The organism is Limisalsivibrio acetivorans, from assembly GCF_000421105.1.
Taxonomy (GTDB): Bacteria; Chrysiogenota; Deferribacteres; order Deferribacterales; family Geovibrionaceae; genus Limisalsivibrio; species Limisalsivibrio acetivorans.
This window is the reverse complement of the sequence record NZ_ATWF01000001.1, coordinates 1,062,973-1,086,384: the sequence shown is the minus strand read 5'-3', so window position 1 is coordinate 1,086,384 and position 23,412 is coordinate 1,062,973. Positions and strand designations below refer to the sequence as shown.

Below are 23,412 nucleotides of genomic sequence, written 5' to 3'. Positions count from 1 at the left end.
AATGGATTAATCTATAATTATGGCAAGAAGGCTTAAGGACAGGTACCTCCTCGGAGGCTACATTGCAAGAACTCCGGGCGGTGGAGCTTACGAAGGTTTCGACTCAAAATTTGACAGAAAAACAATAATCCGGATCGTCGAAAACGGAGCCTCCGGCGACCTCAACTCCCGCTTTGTCCGCTTCATGAAAAGTGCCGGACGACTTGGGCATCCGGGGATTCTCTCGGTTCTGGATTACGGCACCGACGGCGATGATGCCTTCAGCGTCCATGAATATATCGATACCCCTGACAGCGTCCTCTCCCTTTCGGCTGTGGAGGATCTCGAACCGGAGGAGAAAACGGGGATAGTCCGCAGTATGCTCGATATCCTTTCCTATGCCCATTCCGCAGGGATTCAGCACAGAAACCTTTACACCGATTCCGTTTATATCCTCGATGACGGCCGTGTTAAGCTCGACTTCTTCGATCTGCGCAGATACTTCGTCAAGGAGGCCCTGCTCAGCGAGTTCGGTTTCTCCAGTGAGGCGCCCCTTTTTATAACACCCGAAGAACTGCGTGGAAGGCCCGATGCGAAGAAGGGGGATATCTTTCAGTTCGGTTGCTGCGCCTATATGATTCTTACAGGGACAGTACCCTTCAAGGGGAAAAAGGTGGAGAAGACTATCCGCAACATCCTCAGCGGAGAGCTCGTTAAGCCCGATTATATCTCCCCCGAGGCGGGCAAATACTCCCATATCCTTGAAAAGTGTCTCAGCATAGCACCGGAAGACAGGTACGCATCCTTTGATGAAGTGATAGACGACTTCCGCCTTGCGGACTCCGGAGGGAGACAGAGGGTCAGTCACAGAGCCCCCTATAAGTTCGAGATGCGGGATGATGAGGCGTACATGACCATCAGCCCCATCATGGCCTCCAAGGCAAATATTGAGGAGATAGAGAAACGCTTCCTCGAGGAAAACATCTTCAACTACGACCTGGAGCGCATCGCCGATTGTATACGCCATGCGGACGGCAAGGCGCACCCCGTGGGGCTGGCCTTTAAGAAATGCGATCCGGTTTCACTCAGCGATATAGATATCGAGGTAACGGCGGATTCCATGGAAGCGTACCTTAAGTTTTCCATACTCCCTGCCGTGAGCGTTGACGAGGCTGTATTCCATCTCAAAAAGAACGGTGTACGTTTCGGGATAGACCGGCAGGCCGTTAGACAGGTTCTCGATACAGGCAGGCAGGATATACCTGTTGCCAGAGGTGTTAAGCCCGTGGACGGCGAGGACGCATGGATACACTACTTCTTCGAGAAGGAGAACCTCCTCCGCCCCAAGGTTCTTGAGGATGGGGACGTGGATTTCAAGGAGATCCACTCCATTCAGGAGAGTGCGGCGGGTGATGTGCTCTGCCTTAAGATACCAGCCACAGAAGGTGCACCTGGCAAAACCGTTTTCAACACACCCATTGAGGCGAAGAAAGGGCGTGACAAAAAGCTCCCCATCGGCGCAAAAACCTACGTTTCCCAGGATGGCCTTAAGCTTCTCGCCTCCATAGACGGGCAGATTATGATGGAGCACGGCAAGGTCCATATCAAAGAGCTTATAATAATAAACGGCGATGTGGACTACAGCACAGGCAATGTCCGCTACCGTGGTGATATCATCATACGAGGCAACGTCCTCCCCGATTTCATGGTATCCGCCGGGGGGGATATAAAGGTCCATGGAGTTGTGGAAGGAGCATATGTGGAGTCCTTGAGAGGCTCTGTATTCGTGAAGTCCGGCGTGTTTGGTAAGGAGAAGGGGGAGATCCACGCCCTCAGGGATATAAAGGCGGATTTCCTGCAGGACGTAACCGCCGAGGCGGGGAGAAACATCACCGCATTCAACTATATACGAAATTCCGATGTGAAATGCGGGCGCCACCTGAAATGCAAAACCGGAAACGGGAGCGTTGTGGGCTCGACCATACAGGCGGGAACTTCAGTTGAGGTGAATATAGCCGGGACTAATCCCTACGTAAGAACATCCATAACCGTGTTGGTAAGGACTGCATTGGAGCTTAAGCAGAGAATGGAGGAGCTCCAGCACCGTAATGAAGAGACGGAGGCGGCTCTGGCATCTGTTAAGCGGCAGATGAAGCAGATCGTGATACGGTGCGGTTCCGAGGATAACGCCGCCGATGACAGGGAATACAGGCTGTTGACCGATAAGATGAAGCACCTTGAGGAGTATATAGCCGAAACAGAGGTTCGCCTTGAGAATGTTACGGCGGACTACGACGAACGGGATGATGATTTTCGTGAGACTGTAAAAGTACGCAGGTTTCTCTACGGCGATGTGTCTGTTAGAATAGGTAACAGTGTTTTCGTTTCAAAGGAGGAGTACGAAGGGAAGATGGAGTTCTTCTCCGATGGCGGAAAGGTTGTTATCAAAGGTATATAGGAGGCTGTTCAATGAAATTTACACTTTCGGATGAAAGCAGAAAGGTACTTCTAAAAACAGCCCGAGAGGCTGTTTCCGCAGAGCTGGAGGACAGAAAGCCGGAATATCCGGAGGTTCCCGAAGAGCTGGGCTTCAACAGCGGCTGTTTCGTAACCCTCCACAGGGACGGCCGTCTCAGGGGATGCATAGGCAACTTCCGGGACGATATTAAGATAGACCAGAATGTAAAGGAGATGGCGTATCAGGCTGCCTTCTCCGATCCCCGCTTCCCCTCTTTGGAGGCGGATGCACTTCCATTCATAGATTTCGAGATCTCTGTACTCAGCCCTATGATGCCCTTAAACTCTGTTGAGGATATCCACGTGGGGCGTGACGGCCTTTATGTGGTAAAGGGTCATAGCAGAGGCGTTCTGCTCCCCCAGGTTGCTATTGAGCAGGGGTGGGATGCAGAAACCTTCCTCTCCCAGACATGCGTCAAGGCGGGGCTGTCACCCGACACATGGAGGAATGAGACGATCGAGCTCTTCCGATTCGAGGCTGTGGTTTTCGGCGAAAACGACTGAAACAGCCTGCGCAGAGGGCATCCAATAACCTCTTGAAGAAATCTTTGTAATATGCTTTTATACTCTTTTGCCCGGGGGTAATATATATGTCTCAACTTATAGGCAATTACGGCAGATACGGCGTATCCTTCGTAAAAGGCGAGGGGTGCAGGCTTTATGATGAGCAGGGGAGCGAGTATCTCGACTTCGGCTGCGGTATCAGTGTCGTGAATCTTGGGCATTCCCATCCGGCGGTTTCAAAGGCCGTTGCGGAGCAGGCGGGAACGCTCATCCACACCTCCAATCTATACGGGAACCCGCTTCAGGAGGAGCTCGGCAGACGTCTGTCAGAGCTATCCACCGGCGGACGTGTTTTCTTCTGCAACTCCGGAGCGGAGGCGAACGAGGCGGCGATAAAGCTGGCCCGCATTTACGGAAACCGCAGATACGAAGGCCTGCGACACCGTGTAATCACCATGAAGAACTCCTTCCACGGCAGAACCTATGCGACACTTTCCGCCACCGGTCAGGAGAAGATACACGAAGGCTTCCGTCCCATTGCGGACTTCTTCACCCATGTGCCGATGAACGATTTCGAATCCGTGCGCCGCATTGCGGACAGCGGAGATGTAGCCGCCATTATGGTGGAGCTGTGGCAGGGTGAAGGGGGCGTTATCCCCATAGAGAGGGGCTTCCTTGAGAGGCTTCGGGCATACTGTACCAAGAAGGATATACTCCTCATCTTTGATGAGATACAGACCGGCATAGGAAGAACCGGAAGGATGTTCGGTTATGAGCATTTCGGTGTTGAGCCGGATATAATGACCGTGGCGAAGGCACTCGGCAATGGTGTGCCCATCGGTGCGGCTGTTGCTAGGGGTGATGTTGCGGAGTATTTTATCCCCGGAACCCACGGCACAACCTTTGGCGGGAATTATCTCGCCTGTGCGGCGGGTATTGCTGTTCTGGATGCTATGGATGAGGATTTTCTTAAAGGTGTTCGTGAAACGGGCAGATACATGAAGGACAGGCTAAAGGAGATTTTCCCCTCACCGAAATTCACCGTTCGTGGGGAAGGGATGCTTCTGGGTGTTCAGTTTGAGGAAAGAATGGCGGACTTCGTCAAGGCCTGCATGGAGGAGAAGCTCTTGGTTCTCCCCGCAGGGCATGAGACTATGAGGGTCTATCCGCCTCTTAATATAGACCGCAGGGATCTTGATGAGGGTCTTGCCCGTATGGAGAAGGTCCTTGCCGGAGGAGAGTTTTGAGTAAAAGAGATTTTTTAACCCTTAAGGACTGGAGCAAGGAGGAGCTTAAGAAGCTCATCGATGATGCTGTGCGCCTTAAGAAAGAGAGAAACGAGGGCGTTAAGCATCACCACCTCGAGGGGCAGAAGCTTGCGCTGATATTCGAGAAATCATCCACAAGAACAAGGGTCTCCTTTGAAGTGGGATTCTATGAGCTTGGGGGATATCCCCTTTTCCTCAGCAAGAACGATATACAGCTGGGGCGGGGAGAGACTGTTGCAGACACAGCCCGCACACTCTCCCGTTATGTGGACGGGATTATGATACGTACCTTCGAGCACTCCAAGCTGGAGGAGCTTGCAAGGCATGCCAGCGTGCCTGTGATAAACGGTCTAAGCGATGATTTCCACCCCTGCCAGGTTATGGCGGATGTTCAGACTATATACGAACGCTTCGGCACTTACGACGTTAAGGTCGCCTACCTGGGCGATGGAAACAATATGGCGAACTCATGGCTCTTCGGTGCGGCAAAGTTCGGCATCGATTTCGCAGTGGCAACCCCCAAGGGGTACGAGTGCCCCGCTGGTGTTGTGGAAGAGGCGAGGAAGGAAGCGGAAAAGAACGGCTCCGTGATAATGACCACCAACGACCCCCTTGAGGCGGTTAAGGATGCGGATGTTATCTACACCGATGTCTGGGCGAGCATGGGTCAGGAGGATGAGGCGACTGAAAGGGTCAAGGCATTCTCCGGCTTCACCGTGGACAAAAAGCTCATGGAAGCCACAGGGAAGAAGAAAACCGTTTTTATGCACTGCCTCCCCGCACATCTCGGCGAAGAGGTGAGCGAAGAGGTTTTTGAGTCTGAGCAGTCGATTGTCTTTGATGAGGCGGAAAACAGGCTCCACGCACAGAAAGCTATCATGGTTGAGCTTATGGCTCAGCGCAGTAAGTGATATACTCAACTTTGGAGGAAATAAAGTTATGAGCAGGGAAAAGGTTGTTCTCGCCTATTCTGGCGGCCTTGACACATCTGTAATTCTCAAGTGGCTTCAGCTCAAAGGTTATGACGTTGTGGCCTATGTGGCAGACCTCGGTCAGATAGATGATCCCGAACCAATCAGGGAGAAGGCAATGAGCTCCGGAGCAGTGGATTTCCACTGCCTCGATCTTAAAGAGGAGTTCGTGAAGGATTTCGTTTATCCTTCCATCAAATTCAACGCACTCTACGAGGGTCGCTACCTTCTGGGTACATCCCTCGCAAGGCCTATCATCGCCAAGGGTATGGTGGATGTCGCCCACAAGACGGGCGCCAAGTACCTCTCCCACGGTGCAACGGGCAAGGGTAACGACCAGGTTCGCTTCGAGCTTTCCATGGCTGCACTCGATCCTGAGCTTGAGTGCATAGTTCCGTGGCGTATCCCCGAATTCTTCAATAAGATCAAGGGTCGTAAAGAGGCTATGGAGTTCGCGGAGGAGCACGGTATCCCCGTTAAAGCCACAGCCGAACAGCCCTGGAGCAGTGACGACAACCTCATGCACATCAGCTTCGAGGCAGGCGTCCTTGAGGACCCCGCAAAATGCCCCCCCGAGGAGATGTTCGAGTATACAACGGACCCCAAGAAGGCCCCCGATGAGGCTGAGGTTATCGAGCTTGAGTTCGATAAGGGTGAGGCCGTTAAGCTTAACGGCAAGGCTCTCTCCCCCGCAGATATGCTCACAGAGCTTAACCGCATTGGCGGCAAGCACGGTGTGGGCAGGGTTGACATCGTTGAGAGCAGATACGTGGGCATGAAGTCCAGAGGCGTTTATGAAACCCCCGGCGGAACCATCCTCATGGCCGCCCACAGGGATCTCGAAGGGCTCACCGTTGAGGGAAGCCTCATCAACCTCAAGGACACCCTTATGCCCAGATTCGCCCAGCTCGTTTACAACGGATACTGGTACTGCAGTGAGATGGACTGCCTCATGGCGTTCCTCAACGAATCCCAGAAGTTCGTAACAGGAAAGGTGAAGCTCGAGCTTTACAAGGGGAACATCACCTGCACAGGAAGAGAGAGCGAGCGTTCCCTCTACGACATGATGGTGGTTTCCATGGATGATGATAAGGGCGCATACGACCAGACCGATGCGAACGGTTTCATCAAACTCCATGCACTACCCCTGAGAACCCACGCCCTCAGGGCAAAAAAATAAACAGCTAGGGGAGGACTATCTCCCCTTTTTCTTTAAATAAGGAGCAGATATGTACTTTCAGGACGTAATACTGAATCTGCAGAAATTCTGGAGCGAAAACGGCTGTGTCCTTTATCAGCCCTACGATATAGAGGTGGGCGCAGGTACATTCAACCCCGCAACCTTCCTCTACTGCCTCGGCCCCGAGCCATGGAATGTGGCATACGTTGAGCCCAGCAGGAGACCCACAGACGGACGCTACGGCGAGAACCCGAACCGTCTTCAGCACTACTACCAGTTTCAGGTTATCCTCAAACCCTCACCGGACAACATTCAGGAGCTTTATCTGGAGAGTCTGCGCTACCTCGGCATCAAGCCCGAGGAGCACGACATACGCTTCGTTGAGGATGACTGGGAATCCCCCACCCTCGGCGCATGGGGGCTAGGCTGGGAGGTATGGCTGGACGGAATGGAGATCACCCAGTTCACCTACTTCCAGCAGGCAGGCGGTATTGATCTCAAGCCCGTTTCAGGTGAGATAACCTACGGCCTTGAGCGGATCTGCATGTACCTGCAGGGTGTGGAATCGGTGTTTGACCTCCAGTGGAACAAAAACGTTACCTACGGCGATGTTTATCACCGCAACGAGGTGCAGTACTCCGGCTACAACTTCGAGATAGCCGATACGGATATGCTCTTCAAGCTCTTCGATATGTATGAGAAGGAGTGCCTCCGTGTGGTGGAGCAGGGCTACCCTCTGCCCGCCTATGACTACTGCCTCAAGTGCTCCCACACCTTCAATCTTCTGGATGCGAGAAACGCAATCAGCGTTACCGAGCGTACCGGCTATATCGGCAGGGTGAGAAACCTTGCGAAGAGCTGTGCCGAGAGCTATCTGGAACTTCGGGAGAGCATGGGCTTCCCCCTCATAAAGAAATAAGCGAACAAAAATATCCCGGAGCCCTCTTTCTAGGAAGAGGGCTTTTCTATTCCCCCTTTAACTCATTTTCATTTGTCTTAAATTTGTGTTTATACATGTTAGAATTATCGAAAGGGGGAATCCGCCAATGAGCATACATAATCAGAAGATAAACTCCATAATGCAGTTCCTCGGCCAGTATCTACACGGGAAGGACGAAGGGTTGCGCCTTTCCCTGCTCACCTTCTTCACCAGAGGACACCTTCTCATTGAGGATTTGCCCGGTCTGGGGAAGACGACTCTGGCCATCGGCATCGCCAAGTCGCTGGGGCTGAGCTTCGGGCGTATCCAGTGCACCAACGACCTTCTCCCCACAGATGTTACGGGACTTTCCGTATTCAATAAAGATACCAGCAGGTTCGAGTTCCAGCCCGGACCCATATTCCACAACATTGTCCTTGTGGACGAGATAAACAGAGCCACCCCCAAAACCCAGAGTGCTCTCCTTGAGGCGATGGGTGAGAAGCAGGTTACAGTGGAGGGTATAACCCACAAGCTCCCCAGCCCTTTCTTCGTTATCGCCACCCAGAACCCCCTTGATCAGTTCGGAACCTTCCCGCTGCCGGAATCACAGCTAGATCGTTTTATGATGAAGATAAGCCTCGGCTACCCCGGCAGGGAGGCGGAGCGGATAATCCTCAAAGGGGGGAGCAGGCGGAGTGATCTTTACGGGATAGAGCCGATGACAGCCCTTGAAGAGATTCTGGAGACCCAGAAAGAGATAGAGACAGATGTGGATCTTTCGGATACGATGATGGACTACATCCTCGATATCGCCGATGCCACAAGGGGGAGCAAGTTCCTCCGTGCGGGGCTTTCCACAAGGGCGACGCTGTTTATGACACGTCTGGCAAGGGCAAATGCATGGTTTCAGGGGCGTGATTACGTTATCCCCGAGGATATCAAGGAGCTTTGCACCAATATCATAACCCACAGGGTTCTGTTCAGCGATGAGTTCACCGGTCAGAGCCGTGAGAATTTCATAAAAGCGCTGGTGGACGAGGTGGAAATACCCGTATGAAGAAAAGGGTGAAGAAGCCCGGAGCCCCCGGTGTTATACGGATAAAGAAGGCAGGGTGGATATATATTACCCTCACCATCATAATGGGCTTCGGAGCTGTTAACACCGCCAACAACCTTGTTTATATAATAGTTGCCATAATGCTCGGCTTTATGGGTGTTTCCGGTTTCTTCGGGGTGAACAACCTTAAGGAGCTGGAGATAGAGCTTATCTTCCCCGATGAGGTCTATGCAGGAAGAAGCACACCCGTGGAGGTTCGTCTCAAAAACAACCGGAAGTTCCTCCCGGTTTTTCTCATACGCATCCATGTGAACGATCAGAATGTCCTCTTCCCCTTTGTGGAAACGGGTGCATCCGATTCCCGGTTTATGGAGCTTAACTTCGAAAGAAGGGGGGAGGTGAAGCTCCATGATGTCTGGATATCTTCGGTTTTTCCTTTTAACTTCTTTATAAGGTTTAAGAATTTCGATGATGACTCAAAGCCCTCCGCTCTGGTGTTCCCCGCTCCCGTAAGCTGTCCGGTTCCGGCGGATGCCCGCTGGAAGAGGGAGGAGAAGGGTGAGACAGATTCAGAGACAAGGGGGTTTGACTCCGAACTGCTGTCCATAAGGGATTACATCTCCGGCGATCCCCTACGTTATATCCACTGGAAGGCGACCGCCAGAACAGGGGTTGTTAAGGTGAAGGAGCTTTCAGCCCTCACGGTTCCCCCTGTAATCATTGATTTCTCCTCGATTATGGGGGATCTGGAGCACAAACTCTCCTGCGCCGTATGGATTATAAACGGACTGAGCGCAAAGGGTACACCTGTGGGGCTCAGGATGCCTTCGAAAACCTTTCCCCCCGTTTCAGGGAGAACCCACAGGCTGAGCATGCTCAAGGAGCTGGCACTCTATGATTGAGGCTTCAAGGATAGTCTACCTCCTTACATACATGATCGGCGCAGTATCTGTAATACCGCTGATACCACACGTTAACGCCGTCTATACGGTGATATTCTTCTTCTGCCTCGGCCTCTCTGCATGGCTTACGGAGCTCGGCAGAACGGTGCTACCCCGCTATCTGCTTAACACAATCTCCGTAATCGTTATCGGTTTCACTCTGCTGCGGATCAATATGGACAACATGGTGCTTCCATCGCTAGAGGCGCTCATACTGATACAGGCGGTGAAGTTCATAGAGACGGACAAGAAATTTCGTGACTACATGCAGATATATATGATCGCAGTATTCATGCTTGCCGGTTCCGCCCTTGTAAGCCTTTCTATCATGTTCATTATCTATCTGGCTGTGGTTTTCTTCCTCGTCTCCGCAGCCGTGGTTTTTCTCACATATATGGCCGAGGATGTGCGAATAGCTCTGAGAAAGGGGGAGGTTATGCGGATTATCCTCAGAACCCTTCCAATCCCCCTTATATCCATCCCCGTAGCGGCGCTCCTCTTCGTTGTACTCCCCAGAACGAACTACCCGCTCATGAATTTCCTGAACAACAAAGGCGCCGGCATGACAGGCTTCTCGGACAGTGTGGGGCTTGGAGATGTATCGGATATACAGGATGATTCAAGGATCATCATGCGTGTGAAGATGGATAAGACAGCCAATAATGATCTTTACTGGCGGGGTGTTGTCCTTGATGAGTATGACGGCATCAACTGGAAATCCTCCGGCGGCAGAGGGGGGATAACCCTGCGAAGCCCGAAGAGGGTAGTTGAGCAGAAGGTTTATCTAGAGCCCTACGGGGAACGTTACCTCTTCGGTCTCGACAGACCTTATACGATGGTGATCGCCCACCGTAACCGCTCCCACGACCTTACTTTCATAAACAGGCGTGAGATAACGAGGCGGATCGAGTACGACGTTTTTTCGTCTCTGGACAAGTACCTCCCAGACGAAAATATTGACAATGAGAGGTACACCGCACTCCCCGATACCCTCAGTGAGGATGTACGCACCTTTGCCCGGAAGGCCGCCGGCGGCAGGAATGGTGAGGAACTTATAAAGCACGTGCAGAGCTATTTCATAAGGAATGGCTACGAGTATGCCACAAGGGATCTCCCCTCCGGCTATAATGCGCTCAGCTCCTTCATCTTCGATGCAAAGAGGGGCAACTGTGAGTTCTACGCCTCCACAGCGGGCCTCATCCTCCGCAATGCGGGCGTTCCCACAAGGCTCGTCGGGGGTTACCGGGGTGGAACATACAACGAGGCCGCCGGATACTATATCGTCCCCCAGAAGAACGCCCACGTCTGGGTAGAGGCTTATGTTAAGGGCAAAGGGTGGCTCAGGATAGACCCCACCCCCGCATCATCGGAGGTCTTTACACCCAATATAGACCGAAGCATCCTCCAGCGCATAAAGCTGATGATGGACAGCATAAACTACTACTGGAACGCATTTATCATTAACTACGATTTCGGCAAGCAGCTGGCACTCATTCGTGAGGCCGCCTCCATCATCAAGGATCCTGAGATAAACCTTAAGGGGGGTGCTGTACGGTTTCTTATAGTTATCACCGGAGCGGGGGGAGCGGTTGTGTTGGTGCTCTTCGCCCTCAGGCGCCGAAGGGGGCGCAAAAGTGCGGAGAAACATCTGGCTGATGCCTTCGCATCGAAGGGCGCTAAGCTGGGTTATATCAGGGGTAGAGGTGAAGGTTTAAGGGAGTATGCTCTCAGGCTGGACTCCGAAGGAGCCTTGATGATAGCTGACAGGCTGAACGCCTCGGTATATGGAAAGGATAAGCTTACCCAGGATGATGAGCGGGAGATAAGGGAGCTTATAAAATCCCTCTCCCCCGCAGATATTAATCAGGATTCGTAGAGCATTGCCTTTTTGAGGGTATCGCTCATCCTTCTGTCCACCATCCTCTCGGCTATCTTGAAGCCGAAGTCGGGTGCTGTGGCAGGTCCTCTGCTGGTGATGACGTTGCCGTCCTCAACCACAGGATCCTCCAGATATTTTGCGTTAACGAGCCTCTCCGCATAGGCGGGGTAGCATGTGGCACGCTTTCCGTCGAGGATTCCCATATCCGCCAGAATGAATGGAGCGGCGCAGATCGCGCAGACAAGCTGGTCCGCATCATAAAACCTCTGCAGAAGATCCCGCACACGCTGATCCGCACTAAGGTTGTCCGCACCGGGCTGGCCGCCGGGGAGGATTATGGCCGCATAATCCTCTAGCTTGACGTCATCGATAGAAACATCTGCTATTACCCTGACACCGCGGGCGCTTTCCACATAGCCGTCACGGATGGCGGCTGTTTTGATGTCGATCTTGGCCCTTCTGAGGATATCGATCACGCTCAACGCCTCGATCTCCTCAAAGCCGTCCGCCAGAATTATTACTGCTTTCGCCATGACTGCCTCCTTTTTCAGAAGGGTATAATATATTGAAAACATTATCAAGTTAACCTACAATGGCGAAAAGTGTAGCGCACACAACTAATCGGAGGTATCAGATACATGGAACGGATCTATCTGGATAAAAACGAAATTCCCAAGCAGTGGTACAATATAATGGCGGATCTCCCCGAGCCTATGGTTCCCCCCATAAGCCCCGCAACGGGTCAGCCCGCAACCTTTGAGGAGATGCAGGCTATCTTCCCCCCCGCACTCATAGAGCAGGAGATGAGTACCCAGCGATGGTTTGATATCCCCGAAGAGGTGATGGACATCCTTTCTATCTGGAGACCCTCACCCCTGATGAGAGCCACCAGACTGGAGAAGCTCCTCGGCACTCCCGCAAAGATATATTTTAAATACGAAGGCGTTTCCCCCGCAGGAAGCCATAAAACCAATACAGCCGTTCCCCAGGCATACTATAACCTAAAGCACGGCATCAAGAAGCTCTCCACCGAGACCGGAGCAGGGCAGTGGGGTAGTGCACTCAGCTACGCATGCGCCCAGTTCGAGATGGAGTGCCGTGTGTTCATGGTTAAGGTAAGCTATCATCAGAAGCCCTATAGGAAGAGCTTCATGAAGATGTTCGGTGCCGAGGTTATCCCCAGCCCCTCCGAGCTTACAAACGCCGGACGTGCAATGCTCGCAAAGAACCCCGACAGCAACGGAAGCCTCGGTCTTGCCATCAGTGAAGCTGTGGAGGAGGCGGCCAGCCGTGCGGATACCAACTACGCACTCGGTTCGGTTCTCAACCACGTCTGTCTGCACCAGACTGTTATCGGCCTTGAGGCGAAGAAGCAGCTCGAGAAGGTTAATGAATACCCCGATGTAGTGTACGCCTCCTGCGGCGGCGGTTCAAACTTCGCAGGCATCGCCTTCCCCTTCGTTCAGGACAAGATTAACGGTAAGGATATCGAGGCGATAGCCGTTGAGCCCTCAAGCTGCCCTACACTGACAAAGGGTCAGTTCGCCTACGATTACGGCGATGTGGCGAAGCTTACCCCCATCATGAAGATGTACACCCTCGGACACGACTTCGAGCCCCCCGCCATCCACTCCGGCGGTCTGCGCTACCACGGCGATTCCCCCATTGTAAGCCATCTTTACAAGCACGGCCTTGTGGGTGCCCAGAGCGTTCCCCAGCTTGATGTGTTCAAGTATGGAACCATGTTTGCCAAGGAAGAGGGTATAATCCCCGCTCCCGAATCCGCCCACGCAGTGGCAGCTGTGGTCCATGAAGCTCTCAGGTGCAAGGAAGCTGGCGAGGAGAAGACTATACTCTTCTGTCTCAGTGGACACGGACATTTTGATATGACATCCTACGAATCATACATGGAAGGCAAGCTCGAGGACTACGAGTATCCCGAAGCCGCCATTAAGGACTCTCTGGAGCGTCTGCCGGAGGTTAAATGAGGATTCTCCTCCACCAATGCTGTGCCCCGTGCTCGATTTATCCTGTAAGGATGCTTAAGGAGGCGGGGTTTGACATTTCGGCATACTTCTATAATCCGAACATCCACCCTGTGCAGGAGTTTTATGCACGTCTGGAGCAGGCGGCGGATTTCAACGAAGAGGAGGGGATAGGCTCAATTATTGATGAGACCTACGGCCTTGAGGAGTTTGTCCGAAACGCCGCATACAGAGAGAAGAGCAGATGCCTGTACTGCTATGCCGTCCGCATAGAGCAGGCGGCAAGGACGGCGAAGCGGGGGAAGTTCGACTGCTTCACAACCACCCTTCTCTACAGCAGGTATCAGGATCACGATCTCATGGTCTCCCTCGCCGAGGAGATGGCGAAGAAGTACGGCGTCATGTTCCATTACGAGGACTACCGTGAGGGATGGAAAGAGGGTATAGAGGTATCCAAGGCAAAGGGTATGTACCGCCAGCAATACTGCGGCTGTATCTACAGCGAAGAGGACCGCTACCTCAAACAGCTCTCGGGCAGATTCAATAAGCGCATGGAGAAGGCATGATGGAGGATATGGGAAGACTACTTATCATCTTCGGGGCGGTCATTGCCCTCGTCGGCTTTGTTTTCATTTTCGGATCCAAGTTTGGTCTGGGCAGACTCCCCGGCGACATTTCCATAGAGAAGGAGAACTTCTCTTTCCATTTTCCTGTAGTTACCTCCATTATTATCAGTATTGTTGTAACTGTTATACTTAATATCTTTTTCAGAAAATAATATCAGACGGGAGGCGGATATGAAGTCATTCAGAAAGGAGCTCTGGTTCAACACTAAGGAGCGCATGGAGTTTGTCAACATAACCCCCGATGTGGAGGATGCTCTCAGGGAGAGCAGGATTCGGGAGGGACTCTGCCTCGTTAACGCAATGCACATAACCGCCTCTGTTTTCATAAACGACAACGAACACGGCCTGCATCAGGATTATAAGGAGTGGCTGGAGGAGCTTGCTCCCCATGAACCGCTCACAAGATACCGCCATAACCTCACCGGCGAAGATAACGGAGACGCCCACCATAAACGGCAGATCATGGGAAGGGAGGTTGTTGTGGCCATATCCGATGGAAAGCTCGACTTCGGCCCGTGGGAGTGTATCTTCTACGGAGAGTTCGACGGGAGAAGGCGCAAGCGTGTTCTTGTGAAGATAATAGGAGAATGATTTGCTTCTGCATATAACCCATAACGATCTGGACGGGGTAGGCTGCGGGATTCTTGTTAAGAAGTTCCTCGGCGATGTCCAGACCGCATACTGCAACTATAACGATGTGGATCCCACGCTTGATGAGGCCTATGGTCAGGTGAACAGCGTACTCATCACCGACCTTGCCCCTTCTGAGAGGATGTACATGAAGGCTGTGGGAGAGGTGGACATCACCGCCATCGACCACCACCCCTCCTCCGAATGGATGAAGGAGCACCACAGCGTTATCCACGACACCACCCGAAGCGCAACCCTGCTGACATTCGAATGGCTCAGGGAGCAGGGGTACGATGTTGAGCCCTATCGTAACTTTGTGGACTGCGTCAATGATTTCGATATGTGGCATATGCAAAGGAAAGACAGCCTGCGAATGAACGTACTGTTTATGAAACTCGGTATTGATCGTTTCGCTAAACGTTTTATGGATAAGCCCTATCAGGGATTCGACGATACCGAGGAGATGATCATCTCCATGGAGGAGGACAGGCGTGACCGCTACATACGAAACGCCGCCGCATCCGGTTTCCAGTTCACAGACAAGGATGGTCTCAAGGGGTTCTTCGTCTTCTGCGAAGAGTATAACTCCGAGCTGGGCAACTATATCACCGGTGAATACAACACAGATTACGTTATCCTGATGAACGCACAGAAGAAGAAGGTTTCCCTCCGCTCCAGAAGAGGGATAGACATAGGCTCCCTCGCCGTGGCAAACGGAGGAGGGGGGCATAAGAACGCCGCAGGGTTCAGCACAGATTTCGACTTCTGTGTCAGTGAGTTTCTGCGTGAGATAGGCGTAATTGATGAAAGCTGAATTTGTTAAATCTGCAGTATATCCGGTGGACTATCCCGATGAGGGGCTTCCTGAGATAGCCTTTGTGGGGCGGAGCAACGTGGGGAAATCCTCCATGATGAATAAGCTCATAAACCGTAAAGGGCTTGTTAAGGTGAGCGCAACGCCGGGGAAAACCAAGACGATAAACTTCTTCCGTATAGATGACCACATAATGCTTGTGGATCTTCCCGGTTACGGATATGCCCGTGTTTCCAAGAAGGACAGGGCGATGTGGAACAAGGCGATCGGTGCTTATCTGGAGAAGAGGGGGATCCTTAAGGCGTGCGTGCTTATCCTCGACATGCGGCGAAAGCCCTCCGAGGAGGATCTGGACATGCTCCAGATGCTTGCCGATTTCGGCATAAGCACCCTTATCGCAGTGACAAAATCGGATAAGCTCTCCGGCAATCAGCGAAAGAAACAGATGGCGATTATAGCCGAGGAGCTTGAGCTTGAGGTGGAGGATCTTTTCGAGTTCTCCGCCGAAACGGGTAAGGGTAAGGATGCGCTCTGGCAGACGCTTGAAGAGATCGCACTTTCATAGAGTCCTCTTTATATCCCTTCTTGCGGGCGTTTTTATATATGCAAACGCAGTTTCCGGCGAGAAGGAGTACGAGGCAAAGATAAGCCTGCTCTCGGGGAAAGAGCTTCTGGCTCCGGTTCTGCGTGATATTGGGAACGCAGAGGAGGAGATCCTCTGCGCCATATACATGTTTAAAACCGATGACGGCAGGGGAGGGGATACGAACCTGCTCCGGCGTGAGCTTGAGAGGGCGGTTGAACGGGGCATTCGTGTGCGCATACTCTTCGATGTGGAGGACAGGTCCGGCTCCATCGTAAACCGCTTTAATAAAGATACGGGGGAGGAGCTGGCCGAGGCCGGGGCGGATGTTCACTATGATGATCCGGAACGAAGACTCCACACCAAGATGATGGTAATTGACAGGAAGGTGACCTACACCGGGAGCCATAACTATACCTACAGTGCATTCAACTTCAACGATGAGGTGACTGCGAGGGTTGTTTCCCAAGGCTTTGCCGAAGAAGCGGCGAGACATATTGAGGATATGATGGAATGATAACAGGAACGGTGGTGAATACAGCCGCAGTGGTCGCAGGAACGGTTCTGGGGCTGACGGTGGGAAAAAGGGTCAAGGAGGAGCACAAGGACGGCGTCATCAAAGCGATGGGGCTTGCCGTCATAGTCCTCGGCATAAAGATGGCCTTTGAGGAGCACGACTTCTTTCCTGTCATCGTCTCCATAGTAATTGGAACGTTTATAGGCGAACTGGCAGATATTGAGGGTAAACTGGAGGGTGTCGGCGAACGGATAAAGAAGAGGATGGGGAGCGATTCAAGTACCTTTGTGCTCGGGTTTGTAACAGCATCCGTACTCTTCTGTGTCGGTTCGCTTACCATCATCGGCTGTATAAAGGACGGCTTGATGAATGATCCCAGCGTTCTTTATGTAAAGAGCCTTCTGGACGGTGTATCCTCCATGATCCTTGCCTCAATGCTCGGTGTAGGGGTTATATTCTCGGCGGTTATAATCTTTGTATATCAGGGGCTTCTGAGCCTGTTAGCCTTTAATCTGCGGTTTTTGCTCGATGAGCCTGTTTATATGAACGGCATCTCCGTTGTGGGGGGTGTTCTTATCGTGGGCATCGGGATCAGTATGACTGGTATAATGCGTTTCAAAAGTGCAAATATGCTCCCCGCCCTGTTCATAATACCTTTGTATGATTATCTGGCTGGTATATTATAGATAAGATGTTATATTTCTAGCAGGAGGAATGTATGAGACTTCTTGCGGTTATCTTCATGTTTGCATTCGTTATTACAGCCTTCGCCGCCTCAAACGGCGAGGAGACATTCTATAAAAAATGTTCATCATGCCACGGCACATCCCTTTCTCTCAGCAAGGACTATTCAAAGGGTCGCTGGAAAAGCGTTATCAAGAGGATGAAGGGGCACGGGCTCGACATAAGCCGTTCGGAAACCGATTCAGTGGCAGAATTTCTTTCTGAGAGGTAGATACTGATATGGAAAACTTTATGCAGTTCGGTGTTGAAGACATAACCGACAACCCCTTTAAACTGATCAATAAGGACTGGATGCTCGTTACTGCGGGTGACATTAATTCATGGAACACGCTCACAGCAAGCTGGGGAACCCTTGGTATCCTCTGGCACAAGCCCGTTGCTACCGTTTACATCCGTCCCACTAGACACACCTTCGAGTTCACCGAAAAGAATGAAATATTCACCATGTCATTCTTTACAGAGGAGCACAGGGACGCCCTCAAGTTCTGCGGAAGCCACTCGGGCAGGGACTACGATAAGGCGGCTGAAACCGGGCTTACACCCGTTCAGGCACATGGAGGCGTTGCCTTTGCAGAGGCGAGGCAGGTTATCATATGTCGTAAGCTTTATGCAGAAGATATAAAGCCTGAACTCTTTCTGGATGAGAAGATAGAGGAGCTTTACCCGAAAAAAGACTACCATAAAGCTTATGTAGGCGAGATAATAGGCGTATACAGAAAGTAATTCAGCTTATAGAGGTATGCCGGGTGGATAGATTGATCCCCTTTGCGGCTCTTCCTGAGAGGGTGGAGAACGCCCACAGACATTTCGCCAATTCAGGCCTGACCATGGGTAAAGCACTGCTCATTGGTGCTGTGGGGGCCGTTGTTGTCGGTTTTATCGTTTACCTGTACATTCGTTCAAGGAATATGAAATGAGTCAATCGTTTGAACCCAGACCTGAGCTAACTGCAGAGGATCTTGTTAAATCGATATTCAAGTATATCGGGCTCATCGCCCATGAGCACGATGTTGAGAAGATGCTCGTTATCCTCGCAGATATGGGCAGGGATCTTGTTGCGGCGGACAGATGCACCGTCTGGCTTATCGATGAAAGATGGGGAACCCTCTGGACGAAGGTTGCCCACGGGGTAGACAGGATAACCATTCCCGTTGGTGTCGGCATAGCCGGTGCGGCGGCGGAGAATGACGAGGTTATCATCATAAACGATGCATACTCCGACCCTCGCTTCGATAAATCTGTGGATAAACAGACCGGCTACGTCACAAGGAATATTATCGCCATCCCCTTTTACGATCCGGCGGGGAAGGTTATCGGTGTGTATCAGGCTATCAATAAGATGACACGCTCAGGCGAGTTCAGCGAAGAGGATGTGGAACACCTTATGCTCGCCGCCACGTATACCGGCAAAGAACTCTCCGCTGTTATGATGCAGCAGGAGATAGAGAAAACCCAGAAGGAGATCATCTTCACCATGGCAGAGGCCGGCGAGATGCGCTCCAAGGAAACGGGAAACCATGTTAAGCGTGTTGCGGAGTATTCCAAGCTTCTCGCCCTTGGGTATGGATTGAGTGAGGAAGAGGCGGAAATGTTGAGAATGGCCTCACCGATGCACGACATCGGCAAGATCGCCATCCCCGATTCGGTTTTGCTAAAGCCGGGGAAGCTTGATGCCGATGAATGGGTTATAATGAAAAGCCACACCGAGATAGGGCACAGGATGCTGAGCCACTCGGAAAGACCCATACTCAAAACGGCGGCGGTTGTCGCCTATGAGCACCATGAGAAATGGAACGGCAAAGGGTATCCACGGGGTCTGAAGGGTGACGATATCCACATCTTCGGGCGGATAACGGCCATTGCCGATGTTTTCGATGCCCTCGGAAGCGACAGGGTGTATAAGAAAGCATGGGATCTGGACAGGATCCTGAGCCTTTTCAAGGAGGAGAAGGGGGAGCATTTTGACCCCGGCCTCATCGATGTTTTATTTGAAGAGCTGGATAAGATTCTCGAGATTCGAGACAAATATCGCGATAACTTTGAGGAGAGCTGACATCAAATTCAATCAGGGAGTTTTTATAGCACATGGAGTTTAACTGGAAGCGTCCTCTTCTTAATGTAATTCTCTTCTTCTGCATATTCTATTCGTCCATGTTCTTTTCCTGGGCAGTTTTGAGTAACTTGAATTTCGGTTACTCCTTCCTTTATGAACAGATAAATATCGAAGAAACCATAAAGAAGTTTTCCGTTCGTAATGAGGATAAAGCTAAACGTGGCTTCTACAACACAGATAAGGACCAGCATGTTGAGATATTCCGTGAGATTAACGAAGCAGTTAACAATGCAGGTATGGGGCTTGATAAGATAACCTTCTACGATCAGGGTAGGAAAGAGACCGTTAGTTTCCTTACAACCGATGAGACACTCCATCTCTTCGATGTTGCGGGATTGGTTTTTGTGTTTGAGTTCAGTTCGTATATGTTTATGGTAATAGGCCTGTTTGCCATTATTTTCATGGCGAACCAGCGTGTGAGGATGTATTCACTGAAGCTCGTGTTCCCCGTCAGCATAGTTTTGATAGGGGTTCTAACGGGCATCGTTATGCTCATTGGCCCGAGGGATATATTCTACACACTGCATAAGATTGTTTTCACCGAGCATCAATGGTTCTTCTACTACGAGGAATCACTTATGGCCATTTTGATGAAAGCTCCTGTTATATTTGGATATATCAGTGTTTTTCTTGTCATTCTCACGATACTTTTCTATATTGGAATTGCGGCCTTTATCAGAGCACTTTTCAAACTTAACAAGGGATTACAGTAGGTCACTCCCGGGAAGATAGGTATTTGAAACCGTATCAAATCGGTGTAATTGTTTTTTCCACCATTCTCACATTCTCTGCCCTTTATGCTCCCCAGCCGCTCCAACCCCTTTTGATGGAGGAGTTCGGCGTATCACAGGAGAGAAGCGCACTACTTACCACTGTAACCATGCTCCCCCTCGGTCTTGCTCCCATAGTGTACGGCTACATGCTGGAATCCTTTTCTTCCCGCCGTCTGCTCCGGTTCGCACTGCTTGCCCTTGCGGTCCTGCAGTTTCTCTTTTTTCTGAGTCCATCGTTTAATGTATTGATAATACTTCGTTTCTTTGTTGGCCTTGCAATCCCCGCTGTGCTCACTTCTTTGATGACATACATCTCCAACATGTCCGAAAAAGGTAATGTCCAGAGGCTTATGGCATTCTACATATCCTCCACGATCATGGGTGGGTTTGCCGGCAGGTTCTTCTCCGGTCTCATTGCGGCAACGCTCGGCTGGCGGATGAACTTCCTGTCCCTTTCCATAGCACTCCTCCTCTCATTCTTCCTTACAGCATCACTGCACGAGGCGGAGCTGAAGGTGTCGAAATTCAGTCCGGCGGCGGTCATTGAGGTTATAAAAAGACGCCGGTTCGGTGCTGTCTATCTGCTTATATTTGCTACGTTTTTTATGTTTGCGGCACTTTTGAACTTCCTCCCTTTCCGGATGCGTGAGCTGAACGAGGCCTCCTCCTCCCTCACTATCGGCGTTATGTACACGGGCTATATTATGGGTATTGTTATGTCTCTTAACTCCTTGAGGATAGTCCGCTTTCTCGGCGGTGAGATGCGAACGGTCTTCACAGCACTCAGTTTCTACTGCCTGACACTCTTCTTCTTCACCTTCGACAGCGTAGCGGTTATGTTTGCGGGGATGTTCTTTTTCTGCTGCTGTATGTTTCTGGCCCATTCTGTGGCATCGGGCTACCTCAATAAGATTGCCGAGGACAGGAAGGGGATAACCAACGGTCTCTATGTATCTTTTTATTATATTGGCGGAACCCTTGGCTCTATCCTCCCCGGGTTTGTGTATTCCGGTTTTGGGTGGAAGGTATTTCTGCTCAGCATCGGTTTGGTGATGGCATCGGCGGTGGTAATAGGACGCATAACCCTTGGAAGGCTGTATTACAACGATCTATGATTTTCTGCTTGACTCCCGATAAAAATAATCTATAGTAAACGTATGAACGGAACAGGTATATCTATAAACAGAAATCTTTGGTGGTGGTGGACTCCTATTAGCTAGTGGTAGTCTGCCGGTAAATGATAATAATAGAGCCGCGCGGTACTGCCGCGCGGCTCTTTTTGGTTACGGGGTCTGAGAACCCCGGTACAAAAGGGCCGCTTCGAGAGAAGACGGCCCTTTTTTTATGCGGTTTTAATGGATTTTATAAATATAAATCGGAGGTTTTGTACAATGATCTTTCCCGAACTTGAAGAATTCAAGGCGATAGCAAACGGGGAGAAGGACGGAAGGCGATACGGGCGTATAACCATCTACCGTGAGGTGGCTGGTGACACATTTACCCCTATTGCACTGCTTCGCAACTTCTCCAATGAAAAGCATATCTTCCTGCTGGAGAGTGCAAATCTGGACAAAAGCTTCTCACGTTACTCCTTCTTCGGGCGCAAGCCGAAGCGTACGGTTCTTTTCCGTAAGGGTAAGATAGTCGAGGAGAAGAACGGCAAGAAGACAGAGATCATGATGAACCCGATGGACTACCTCGGCAAGGAGTTTGCCGGAAACGAGGGGTACAACGATGGCCACTTCGGCGATTTCGCCGGAGGATTCGTGGGCTTCTTCGGTTATGAGTCCGCTAACTATATGGGATTTTTGAGGAGCAGGCTCAAGGAACCGGAGGATGAGAACCTTATAGGTTTCTTCGAGGCGGAGGAGTTCTACGTCTTCGACAATCATCTTGGCAGGCTCTATGCGGCATGCTCGGTAAACCCCGGTGATAATCCCGAGGAAGCCTACGAGAAGGGTATTAACCGCACTGCAAAGATGGCGGGAGAGGTGCACGGGATGAACTTCGATATGCACGAGTCGAAGCTCACTGACCCTGAGCCGGAGTACACGCCGGATGAATACATGGGCTATGTAAACAAGCTTAAGGGGGATATCACCGACGGCGAGGCAATTCAGGTTGTCTTCTCCAACAAGCACGAGGTACATGGAAAGGTGAATCCGGTCAACTTCTATCGAGCGCTTCGCAACGTAAACCCTTCACCTTACATGTTCTTCCTCAAGTTCGGCGATGAGGTGCTATGCGGTTCATCCCCCGAGATTCACCTTAAGATTCTCGAAAGAAAAGCAACGCTCAAGCCCATCGCTGGCACATACCCCATAAACGGCAACCCGGAGAAGGCGTGTCAGGATCTTCTCAAAGACCCGAAGGAGCTGGCGGAGCATCTGATGCTTCTGGATCTTGCACGCAACGACCTCTACGCAGGTTGTACCCCCGAATCCGTTGAGGTTACCCAGGAGTTTCAGGCGGAGGTTTACTCCCATGTGGTGCATATAGTGTCCACCGTAGAGGGTGAGCTTGTGGAGGGGAACGAGCCCCTTGATGTGTTTATGAAGACCTTCCCCGCTGGAACAGTCAGCGGTGCGCCCAAGGTTCGGGCGATGGAGCTTATTAACGAGTATGAGAAATCCCCCAGGGGCTTCTATGCGGGCTGTGTTGGCTACTTCGGCTATAGCGGCAACATCGACACCTGTATAACAATAAGAAGCGCAATGATAAAGAAGGATAAGCTCATACTTAGAGCGGGCGGCGGGATCGTATACGATTCAAGCCCCGAGGGGGAGCTTGCCGAGGTTCGAAACAAACTCAACGCACTTTTCACTGCCTGCGACAGGCTCAAAAATCTGGAGGGGAAAAATGTTTTTGCTGGTTGATAACTACGATTCGTTCACATATAACCTCTACGCCCTTTTCCGTCTTAACGGTCAAGAGGTCAGGATAATCCGCAACGATGAATACATAGATGCGGAAAAGTACGAGGGGATAATCATCTCCCCCGGCCCCTCTAATCCCCTGAACTCCGGTACGAGCATGAAATACCTTGAAAACTACACGGGCAAAAAGCCTATCTTCGGCGTATGCCTCGGTATGCAGTGCATAGGACATCATCTCGGTTACGAAGTTTCCCACGCGAAGAGCGTTATGCATGGCAAGACGGATACCATAACATCTCAGGACAGCCTGATACTTGGTGACGGCGAGTTTACGGCGGTGCGCTACCACTCCCTCTCTGTTAAATGCGGCGATGATCGGATGAGAGCCAGGGCGGTTTCCGACGGCGAAGTGATGGCCATAGAGGACCACTCAATGAAGCTATACGGCGTGCAGTTCCATCCCGAGTCGATCAAGAGCGAGAGAGGGGATAGTATGGTTACTAACTTTGTGAAAGCAGCAAAGGGGGCTTGAT

The 23,412-nt window shown here is 51.3% G+C and carries 26 protein-coding genes; 25 read left to right on the top strand and 1 reads right to left on the bottom strand.

Features of this window, described 5'->3' with window-relative positions; all coding sequences use genetic code 11:
* The first annotated feature begins 19 nt into the window (after positions 1–19).
* From K300_RS0104990 to K300_RS0104950, 9 genes are all read left to right on the top strand, one after another.
* On the top strand, positions 20–2,437 hold the full coding sequence (locus tag K300_RS0104990) for a FapA family protein (protein ID WP_022850570.1): 2,418 nt from the start codon (positions 20–22) through the stop codon (positions 2,435–2,437).
* Positions 2,438–2,448: 11 nt separating this feature from the next.
* Positions 2,449–3,000 (top strand): AmmeMemoRadiSam system protein A, encoded by a 552-nt coding sequence (gene amrA, locus K300_RS0104985; RefSeq protein ID WP_022850569.1) that lies wholly within the window; start codon positions 2,449–2,451, stop codon positions 2,998–3,000.
* Positions 3,001–3,086: 86 nt separating this feature from the next.
* Positions 3,087–4,247 (top strand): aspartate aminotransferase family protein, encoded by a 1,161-nt coding sequence (locus K300_RS0104980; RefSeq protein ID WP_022850568.1) that lies wholly within the window; start codon positions 3,087–3,089, stop codon positions 4,245–4,247.
* Entirely contained in the window at positions 4,244–5,179 is a 936-nt protein-coding gene (gene argF, locus K300_RS0104975) for an ornithine carbamoyltransferase (RefSeq protein ID WP_022850567.1), read from the top strand. The genes K300_RS0104980 and argF overlap by 4 nt, the downstream gene beginning before the upstream one ends.
* 28 nt (positions 5,180–5,207) lie before the next feature.
* Positions 5,208–6,419 carry an argininosuccinate synthase gene (locus tag K300_RS0104970; RefSeq protein WP_022850566.1) on the top strand — a complete coding sequence of 404 codons (1,212 nt, stop codon included), beginning with the start codon at positions 5,208–5,210 and terminating at the stop codon, positions 6,417–6,419.
* A gap of 49 nt (positions 6,420–6,468) precedes the next feature.
* Positions 6,469–7,338, top strand: a complete 870-nt coding sequence (glyQ, locus tag K300_RS0104965; RefSeq protein WP_022850565.1) for a glycine--tRNA ligase subunit alpha — start codon at positions 6,469–6,471, stop codon at positions 7,336–7,338.
* Positions 7,339–7,465: 127 nt separating this feature from the next.
* Positions 7,466–8,398 (top strand): AAA family ATPase, encoded by a 933-nt coding sequence (locus K300_RS0104960; RefSeq protein WP_022850564.1) that lies wholly within the window; start codon positions 7,466–7,468, stop codon positions 8,396–8,398.
* Positions 8,395–9,300, top strand: a complete 906-nt coding sequence (locus tag K300_RS0104955) for a DUF58 domain-containing protein (RefSeq protein WP_022850563.1) — start codon at positions 8,395–8,397, stop codon at positions 9,298–9,300. Before K300_RS0104960 ends, K300_RS0104955 begins: the two co-directional genes overlap by 4 nt.
* Entirely contained in the window at positions 9,293–11,215 is a 1,923-nt protein-coding gene (locus K300_RS0104950) for a transglutaminase TgpA family protein (protein WP_022850562.1), read from the top strand. Before K300_RS0104955 ends, K300_RS0104950 begins: the two co-directional genes overlap by 8 nt.
* Here K300_RS0104950 and K300_RS0104945 read toward each other — a convergent pair.
* The gene (locus K300_RS0104945; protein WP_022850561.1) at positions 11,203–11,751 is read right to left on the bottom strand and encodes a DJ-1 family glyoxalase III; all 549 of its coding nucleotides are present in this window, start codon (positions 11,749–11,751) and stop codon (positions 11,203–11,205) included. The genes K300_RS0104950 and K300_RS0104945 overlap by 13 nt on opposite strands.
* Positions 11,752–11,856: 105 nt before the next feature.
* Between K300_RS0104945 and K300_RS0104940 the strand changes: the two genes are divergently transcribed.
* The 16 genes from K300_RS0104940 to K300_RS0104865 all read left to right on the top strand — a co-directional run bounded on the left by K300_RS0104940 (position 11,857) and on the right by K300_RS0104865 (position 23,411).
* A complete protein-coding gene (locus K300_RS0104940; RefSeq protein WP_022850560.1) occupies positions 11,857–13,206 on the top strand; it encodes a TrpB-like pyridoxal phosphate-dependent enzyme in 1,350 nt (449 codons plus the stop codon).
* Positions 13,203–13,769, top strand: a complete 567-nt coding sequence (locus K300_RS0104935) for an epoxyqueuosine reductase QueH (protein WP_022850559.1) — start codon at positions 13,203–13,205, stop codon at positions 13,767–13,769. The genes K300_RS0104940 and K300_RS0104935 overlap by 4 nt, the downstream gene beginning before the upstream one ends.
* The gene (locus K300_RS0104930) at positions 13,769–13,981 is read left to right on the top strand and encodes a DUF2905 family protein (RefSeq protein WP_026836306.1); all 213 of its coding nucleotides are present in this window, start codon (positions 13,769–13,771) and stop codon (positions 13,979–13,981) included. Before K300_RS0104935 ends, K300_RS0104930 begins: the two co-directional genes overlap by 1 nt.
* A 19-nt stretch (positions 13,982–14,000) precedes the next feature.
* Complete coding sequence (locus K300_RS0104925; RefSeq protein WP_022850557.1) at positions 14,001–14,420, top strand: secondary thiamine-phosphate synthase enzyme YjbQ; 420 nt, start codon at positions 14,001–14,003, stop codon at positions 14,418–14,420.
* 1 nt (position 14,421) lies between these two features.
* Positions 14,422–15,273: a DHH family phosphoesterase gene (locus K300_RS0104920; protein ID WP_022850556.1), complete on the top strand. Its 852-nt coding sequence runs from the start codon at positions 14,422–14,424 to the stop codon at positions 15,271–15,273.
* Positions 15,263–15,838 carry a ribosome biogenesis GTP-binding protein YihA/YsxC gene (yihA, locus tag K300_RS0104915; protein ID WP_022850555.1) on the top strand — a complete coding sequence of 192 codons (576 nt, stop codon included), beginning with the start codon at positions 15,263–15,265 and terminating at the stop codon, positions 15,836–15,838. Before K300_RS0104920 ends, yihA begins: the two co-directional genes overlap by 11 nt.
* Entirely contained in the window at positions 15,816–16,373 is a 558-nt protein-coding gene (locus tag K300_RS0104910) for a phospholipase D-like domain-containing protein (RefSeq protein WP_022850554.1), read from the top strand. The genes yihA and K300_RS0104910 overlap by 23 nt, the downstream gene beginning before the upstream one ends.
* The gene (locus K300_RS0104905) at positions 16,370–17,059 is read left to right on the top strand and encodes a DUF554 domain-containing protein (RefSeq protein WP_022850553.1); all 690 of its coding nucleotides are present in this window, start codon (positions 16,370–16,372) and stop codon (positions 17,057–17,059) included. The genes K300_RS0104910 and K300_RS0104905 overlap by 4 nt, the downstream gene beginning before the upstream one ends.
* 32 nt (positions 17,060–17,091) lie before the next feature.
* A complete protein-coding gene (locus K300_RS0104900) occupies positions 17,092–17,328 on the top strand; it encodes a c-type cytochrome (RefSeq protein ID WP_022850552.1) in 237 nt (78 codons plus the stop codon).
* 8 nt (positions 17,329–17,336) lie between these two features.
* Positions 17,337–17,840 (top strand): flavin reductase, encoded by a 504-nt coding sequence (locus tag K300_RS0104895; protein ID WP_022850551.1) that lies wholly within the window; start codon positions 17,337–17,339, stop codon positions 17,838–17,840.
* Between the two features lie 23 nt (positions 17,841–17,863).
* A complete protein-coding gene (locus K300_RS16675; protein WP_155827559.1) occupies positions 17,864–18,034 on the top strand; it encodes a hypothetical protein in 171 nt (56 codons plus the stop codon).
* Positions 18,031–19,170 carry an HD-GYP domain-containing protein gene (locus K300_RS0104885; protein WP_022850549.1) on the top strand — a complete coding sequence of 380 codons (1,140 nt, stop codon included), beginning with the start codon at positions 18,031–18,033 and terminating at the stop codon, positions 19,168–19,170. Before K300_RS16675 ends, K300_RS0104885 begins: the two co-directional genes overlap by 4 nt.
* A 32-nt stretch (positions 19,171–19,202) precedes the next feature.
* Positions 19,203–19,943 carry a lipoprotein intramolecular transacylase Lit gene (locus tag K300_RS0104880; RefSeq protein WP_022850548.1) on the top strand — a complete coding sequence of 247 codons (741 nt, stop codon included), beginning with the start codon at positions 19,203–19,205 and terminating at the stop codon, positions 19,941–19,943.
* Between the two features lie 23 nt (positions 19,944–19,966).
* A complete protein-coding gene (locus tag K300_RS0104875) occupies positions 19,967–21,118 on the top strand; it encodes an MFS transporter (protein ID WP_022850547.1) in 1,152 nt (383 codons plus the stop codon).
* A gap of 276 nt (positions 21,119–21,394) precedes the next feature.
* A complete protein-coding gene (locus tag K300_RS0104870) occupies positions 21,395–22,879 on the top strand; it encodes an anthranilate synthase component I family protein (RefSeq protein ID WP_022850546.1) in 1,485 nt (494 codons plus the stop codon).
* A complete protein-coding gene (locus tag K300_RS0104865) occupies positions 22,863–23,411 on the top strand; it encodes an anthranilate synthase component II (RefSeq protein WP_022850545.1) in 549 nt (182 codons plus the stop codon). Before K300_RS0104870 ends, K300_RS0104865 begins: the two co-directional genes overlap by 17 nt.
* The last annotated feature ends 1 nt before the right edge of the window (position 23,412 follow it).

What these genes read in the sequence shown, in the direction of transcription:
- K300_RS0104990 (WP_022850570.1), top strand. Translation starts at nt 20, where the DNA reads ATGGCAAGAAGGCTTAAGGACAGGTACCTCCTCGGAGGCTACATTGCA.
- amrA (WP_022850569.1), top strand. Translation starts at nt 2,449, where the DNA reads ATGAAATTTACACTTTCGGATGAAAGCAGAAAGGTACTTCTAAAAACA.
- K300_RS0104980 (WP_022850568.1), top strand. Translation starts at nt 3,087, where the DNA reads ATGTCTCAACTTATAGGCAATTACGGCAGATACGGCGTATCCTTCGTA.
- K300_RS0104970 (WP_022850566.1), top strand. Translation starts at nt 5,208, where the DNA reads ATGAGCAGGGAAAAGGTTGTTCTCGCCTATTCTGGCGGCCTTGACACA.
- glyQ (WP_022850565.1), top strand. Translation starts at nt 6,469, where the DNA reads ATGTACTTTCAGGACGTAATACTGAATCTGCAGAAATTCTGGAGCGAA.
- K300_RS0104960 (WP_022850564.1), top strand. Translation starts at nt 7,466, where the DNA reads ATGAGCATACATAATCAGAAGATAAACTCCATAATGCAGTTCCTCGGC.
- K300_RS0104955 (WP_022850563.1), top strand. Translation starts at nt 8,395, where the DNA reads ATGAAGAAAAGGGTGAAGAAGCCCGGAGCCCCCGGTGTTATACGGATA.
- K300_RS0104950 (WP_022850562.1), top strand. Translation starts at nt 9,293, where the DNA reads ATGATTGAGGCTTCAAGGATAGTCTACCTCCTTACATACATGATCGGC.
- K300_RS0104945 (WP_022850561.1), bottom strand. Translation starts at nt 11,751, where the DNA reads ATGGCGAAAGCAGTAATAATTCTGGCGGACGGCTTTGAGGAGATCGAG.
- K300_RS0104940 (WP_022850560.1), top strand. Translation starts at nt 11,857, where the DNA reads ATGGAACGGATCTATCTGGATAAAAACGAAATTCCCAAGCAGTGGTAC.
- K300_RS0104935 (WP_022850559.1), top strand. Translation starts at nt 13,203, where the DNA reads ATGAGGATTCTCCTCCACCAATGCTGTGCCCCGTGCTCGATTTATCCT.
- K300_RS0104930 (WP_026836306.1), top strand. Translation starts at nt 13,769, where the DNA reads ATGGAGGATATGGGAAGACTACTTATCATCTTCGGGGCGGTCATTGCC.
- K300_RS0104925 (WP_022850557.1), top strand. Translation starts at nt 14,001, where the DNA reads ATGAAGTCATTCAGAAAGGAGCTCTGGTTCAACACTAAGGAGCGCATG.
- yihA (WP_022850555.1), top strand. Translation starts at nt 15,263, where the DNA reads ATGAAAGCTGAATTTGTTAAATCTGCAGTATATCCGGTGGACTATCCC.
- K300_RS0104905 (WP_022850553.1), top strand. Translation starts at nt 16,370, where the DNA reads ATGATAACAGGAACGGTGGTGAATACAGCCGCAGTGGTCGCAGGAACG.
- K300_RS0104900 (WP_022850552.1), top strand. Translation starts at nt 17,092, where the DNA reads ATGAGACTTCTTGCGGTTATCTTCATGTTTGCATTCGTTATTACAGCC.
- K300_RS0104895 (WP_022850551.1), top strand. Translation starts at nt 17,337, where the DNA reads ATGGAAAACTTTATGCAGTTCGGTGTTGAAGACATAACCGACAACCCC.
- K300_RS0104885 (WP_022850549.1), top strand. Translation starts at nt 18,031, where the DNA reads ATGAGTCAATCGTTTGAACCCAGACCTGAGCTAACTGCAGAGGATCTT.
- K300_RS0104880 (WP_022850548.1), top strand. Translation starts at nt 19,203, where the DNA reads ATGGAGTTTAACTGGAAGCGTCCTCTTCTTAATGTAATTCTCTTCTTC.
- K300_RS0104870 (WP_022850546.1), top strand. Translation starts at nt 21,395, where the DNA reads ATGATCTTTCCCGAACTTGAAGAATTCAAGGCGATAGCAAACGGGGAG.
- K300_RS0104865 (WP_022850545.1), top strand. Translation starts at nt 22,863, where the DNA reads ATGTTTTTGCTGGTTGATAACTACGATTCGTTCACATATAACCTCTAC.